Origin of the sequence: Mesorhizobium sp. M7A.F.Ca.CA.002.09.1.1 (genome assembly GCF_003998555.1) — a bacterium.
Classification (GTDB): domain Bacteria; phylum Pseudomonadota; class Alphaproteobacteria; order Rhizobiales; family Rhizobiaceae; genus Mesorhizobium; species Mesorhizobium ciceri.
Map to the genome: position 1 here is coordinate 1 of NZ_RZRR01000411.1, position 4,772 is coordinate 4,772.

The window sequence follows — 4,772 nt, forward strand, 5'->3', positions numbered from 1 at the left end:
GTAGTAGACCACCATCGCCTTGGCGGCGTTGCCCTCGAGCCGGTAGCGCCGGACCGGGATGTCGCGGCCGGCGGCGGCGATCAGCCCGTCGCTGGCCTTGACGCCGGGCGGGCGGCCCTGGTGGAAAGCCCGGCTCATCCTGTCATAGACGGCGCGCTGCTTGTCGATCGGCAGGCCGATGATCTCGGGCGGATGCCAGGCGTTGACGGCGTCGATATAGGCCCAAAGGGCCGGGTCGAGCCGTGTTTCGTAGGGGCCGCGCGTCATAGATCGGCGTAGAGCGCGGCCGCGTTGTCGAAGCTGAAACGCAGCGGCACCGAGCCCTCGACCTGCCAGACGGTGACGGTTTCGCCGGCCAGCAGCCGGCAGGCGCCGTCGGTGTCGGTGACGGCGCCGCCATAGAGCCGGTTGGCGAGGTTGAGGATCCCGGTCTGGTGCATGGCCGCGCTGCCGCTGCCGCAGGCATCCTTGACCAGCAGCACGCGAAAGCCTTTGGCCACCGCATCCTTGACCGACGCGTCGATGCAGGCCTCGGTCCAGACGCCTGATATGACCAACCATTCGATGCCGGCCGACTTGATGTCGCCCGCCGCCGGCCCGGTGCGGAAGGCGCTGGCCTCGGCCTTGATCAGCAGCGCCTCGCCCTTGGCCGGCGCCACCTCATGGCAGATTTCGGTCAGCGGATCGCTCTTGTCGGAAAAGGCCGACTTGCCGTCCTCGCCGAGCGGATGAAACGGGCGGTCCTGCTTGTCGAGATCGACGATGTAGGCCCAGTGGTAGAGCGGCACCTGGTTCCGCCGCGCCGCCGCCTGCAGGCGCTGGACGTTGGCGAGGATCGTGGGAAAGCCCTCGACGAGGTAGCGCGGGTCCTGCCGGTGCTCTTCCTGCAGGTCGATGAAGATCGCGGCCACCGTGCCGGGCTTGAGGGAGATGGGCGTTTTCATGCGGCGCCTGCGTGATGCATGGGCGAGGCAGTCAAAGACCCTTCCGTATGCCGGCGGGACAGAGGGGGGCGCCAGGCAACGAGGCGCTCATTGGTTGCCCGTATCAAACCTGCGTCTCCAGAAACTCGTCCTCATAAGGAAAGCGCGACAGAAGCTCCGTGCCCGTCTCGGTGATCAGGATCTCGTCCTCCAGCTTGACGCCCTCGCGGCCGCCCTTTTCGCCGATATAGCTTTCGACGCTCACCACCATGCCTGGCACGATATGGCCGTCGCGGCCATAGGTCTCGTAATCCATGGCATGCGCGATGAACGGCGTTTCGCCATGCATGCCGACGCCGTGCATGACCGAGGTGTAGCGCTGGTCGACGAAACGGTCGGGGATCTTCCACGCCTGCTCGGCGATCTCGCGGAAGGCCATGCCGGGCTTGACGATCGAAATGTTGTGCTGAACCTGATCGTGCGCCATGCGGTAGAGCGACTTCTGGTAAGGGGTCGGCTTGCCTGGCCCGCAGCGGAAGGTGCGCGAGAAATCCGAATAATAGCCGTAGCAGCCGATGGTGTCGGTATCGAGCGCCAAGAGTTCGCCGGGGCGGATCTTGCGGCCGCTGGCCTCGTTGAACCACGGGTTGGTGCGCTGGCCTGATGTCAGCAGCCGCGTCTCGATGAACTCGCCGCCCTGGCGGATGACCTCGCCATACATGATGGCGAACAGGTCGTTTTCGGAAACGCCGGGCTTGATCGCCTCACGCACCGCATAGACGGCAGCCTCGGCGCCGGCCATCGACACCTGCAGGCATTTCACTTCCTCCGGCGTCTTCACCGCGCGCACCGCCAGGATTTCGCCCTGGCAATCCCTGACCTCACAGCCGCGCTTTTCCAGCGCCAGCGCCTGCAGATGGCTGCAGCGGTCGAGGCCGAGCTTCATCGAGCCGCCGCCATGCTTTTTCAAAAGCTCGGCGATCTCGTCGGCGAACGGACCTGCGGTCTCGTCGTCGCGGCCCGAGACCGACGACCAGACCAACTTGGAAGGCCGCGCCTCGTCGATCGTGTCGAGTACCATGGAGACATGATAGCTCTGCGGGTATTCGAACAGCACGATCGGCCCGTCGGTCGGGATAAAGAAATAGCGGGTCGAGTTGCGCAGGAAATAGCCGAACATGTTGCGCGAGCCGGTGGCGTAGCGCTGGTTGTACGGATCGAACAGCACCACGCCGCCATAGCCGGCCTTGCGCATCCAGCCGCGCAGCTTGGCCAGCCGGCCTTTGCGCAGGGCATCGGCATCGATGAAGGACGGTTCGGTGTCCGACAGCCACATGCCGCCGGCCGGATCGGCCGCCGCGGGGTGGCGCATGCGATCCTTGAAGTTCACGTCCTCGGTGCTGTCGGGGTCGAAAACGACGATGCTCATGGGCTCGGCCTTGGCTGGGTTGCGAGGTCGCAGCATGGCGCAAGAGGGGCGGGAGGATTGTGCGGAAAACCGCAGCTGTTGTGCGGGATGCCGCTGGCTAATCGGTTGCGTCGCGATCCTTCGCGCCCCCCTCTGCCCTGCCCGGCATCTCCCCCTCAAGGGGGAGATTGGCATTTTCGATGCCGCCGTTCTTTTCTTCAACATCTGAGATTGGCGAAAGCAGAGATGCAGTCCGATCTCCCCCCTTGAGGGGGAGATGTCCGGCAGGACAGAGGGGGGCGCTGTCCCGCCAACATCTCACCGCGTCAGCGAGCGCCAAGCCTAATGCCGTCGCGCCAGCTTCGGCGGATGGCCATGCTCCTCGCGAAACGCCCGGGCAAAACTCGACATCGAGGCAAACCCACACGCCAGCGCCACGTCGCGCACGGCGAGCGTCGAATGCGCCAAAAGATCGGCGGCGCGTTTGAGCCTCAGGCGCCGGTAATAGCCATTGGGCGAGATGGCGAGTTCGGAGCGGAAGGAGCGCTCGAGCTTGTCTGAGGACACGCCGAGCTTCGCGGTCAGCTCGGCCATGCCGAGCCGCTCCTCGACCGCGTCCTCCATGATGGCGATGGCCGACAGCACCAGCTCGTTCTGGACCCCGGTGCGCAGGCGCAGCGGCATCATCTTGCGGTCGATGCTGGAGCGCAGCTGGCTGTGCACGAACCATTCGGCGACGCCGGCGGCAAGCTCGGCGCCGTAGTCGCGGGTGATGATCTCCAGCATCATGTCGAGGCTGCCGACACCGCCGGCCGAGGTGAAGCGCTTGCGGTCGATAACATAGAGGTCGCGCCTGAGCTCGATGTTGGGGAAGGCTTCGGTGAAGGCGGCCTGGCTGGTCCAGTGCAAGGTGCAGGCATGGCCGTCGAGCAGGCCGGCGCGCGCCAGGAAGAACGCGGCATCCGCCACCGCACCGATATGGGCGCCATTGCGCAGGCTCTTGCGGATCCAGTGTGCAGCGTCCTCGGCGACGAGGTGATCGGCATCGCCGCCCGAGCAGACGACGATGCGGTCGACCTTCGGCGCATCCTCGGCGTAAAAGCCCGGCTGGATGACGACGCCGTTCGACGCCTCGACCGCACCTTTCGTGCCGCCGACGATGATCCAGCGATAGCATTGCCGTTTCGCCAGGACATTGGCGGCGCGCAGCGGCTCGATGACCGAGCTGAACGCCATCATCGGAAAACCTGGGAACACCAGCACGGCGAAAGTGAGGGGTTCAGTGGGCTTGGGTGGTTCGCGCGTGGCCATGGGGCGCTACATTTCGGGCAGATGGGGTTCGGGGTCAATTGGCCGGTCCATCATCATGAGACGTCCGCGCGCCGCCCCTTGCCCTTCCTCTCCCTCGTCGATCGGGGGAGAGGTGTCGAGCGAAGCTCGACGGAGTGGGGGTCGACCCTCGCCGCGCGCCCTGAGGTCTCTTGCTCGTCAGATTGTGCCTGTCTTGCGGCGACTGCGCGTCTGCGAACGCCTTCCCCCACTCCGTCTCGGCTTCGCCGAGCCACCTCTCTCCCCTCCGGAGGGAAAGGAAAGGAGCCAAGGCAGGGCGATGAGGGGCAACGCTGAAGTTGCAAGTTGATTAAGCTTCTAACCCGCCAGCGCCTGCTCCAGATCCGCAATCAGATCATCGCCATCCTCGATCCCCGCCGACAACCTTACCAGCGAATCCGATATGCCGATCTCGGCCCGTTTCTCCGCCGGTATGGAGCCATGCGTCATCAGCGCCGGGTGTTCGATCAGGCTCTCCACACCGCCGAGGCTTTCGGCGAGCGTGAACAATTGCGTGCGTTCGAGGAACTTTTTGGTGCCGGCTAGGTCGCGGTCGAGCACGGCTGTGATCATGCCGCCGAAGGCATGCATCTGCTGGACGGCGACGGCGTGCTGCGGGTGGCTGGCGAGGCCGGGATAGATGACGCGGCGGACGTCGCGGCGCGCTTCCAGCCATTGCGCGATCTTCAGGCCGTTGGCGGAATGGCGCTCCATCCTGAGCGCCAAGGTCTTGAGGCCGCGCAGCGCCAGAAAACTGTCGAACGGGCCCGAAATGGCGCCGATGGCGTTCTGCAGGAATTTCAGCTGGGCGGCCAGATCCTTGTTGTCGCCGACCACGGCGACGCCGCCGACCATGTCGGAATGGCCGTTGAGATATTTGGTCGTCGAATGCACGACGATGTCGATGCCGAGCTCCAGCGGCCGCTGGATATAGGGGCTGCAGAAGGTGTTGTCGGCGACCGTGAGAATCCCCTTGCGCCTGGCAAGTGCGGCGACGCCTTCGAGGTCGACGATGCGCAGCAGCGGGTTGGTGGGGGTTTCGACCCACAGCATTTTCGTCTCGGGCCGGATCGCGGCCTCGACAGCGGCAAGGTCGGTGAAGTCGACGAACG

Annotated in this window: 4 protein-coding genes and 1 pseudogene; all 5 read right to left on the reverse strand. The window is 65.3% G+C overall.

The genetic code is table 11. The features are described 5' to 3' along the window. Positions 1-267 (reverse strand): annotated as a pseudogene (locus tag EN994_RS18240) (esterase); the annotation flags it as partial. Then, a complete protein-coding gene (locus EN994_RS18245; protein ID WP_063169617.1) occupies positions 264-944 on the reverse strand; it encodes an isochorismatase family protein in 681 nt (226 codons plus the stop codon). The gene EN994_RS18245 and the pseudogene EN994_RS18240, both read right to left, overlap by 4 nt. Positions 945-1,047: 103 nt before the next feature. Beyond that, positions 1,048-2,352 carry a Xaa-Pro peptidase family protein gene (locus EN994_RS18250; protein WP_063169616.1) on the reverse strand — a complete coding sequence of 435 codons (1,305 nt, stop codon included), beginning with the start codon at positions 2,350-2,352 and terminating at the stop codon, positions 1,048-1,050. Between the two features lie 321 nt (positions 2,353-2,673). Next, positions 2,674-3,642: a GlxA family transcriptional regulator gene (locus tag EN994_RS18260; RefSeq protein ID WP_024504110.1), complete on the reverse strand. Its 969-nt coding sequence runs from the start codon at positions 3,640-3,642 to the stop codon at positions 2,674-2,676. A gap of 336 nt (positions 3,643-3,978) precedes the next feature. Further along, the coding region (locus EN994_RS18265; protein ID WP_127307703.1) for an aminotransferase class I/II-fold pyridoxal phosphate-dependent enzyme at positions 3,979-4,772 on the reverse strand (794 nt) is incomplete at its 5' end.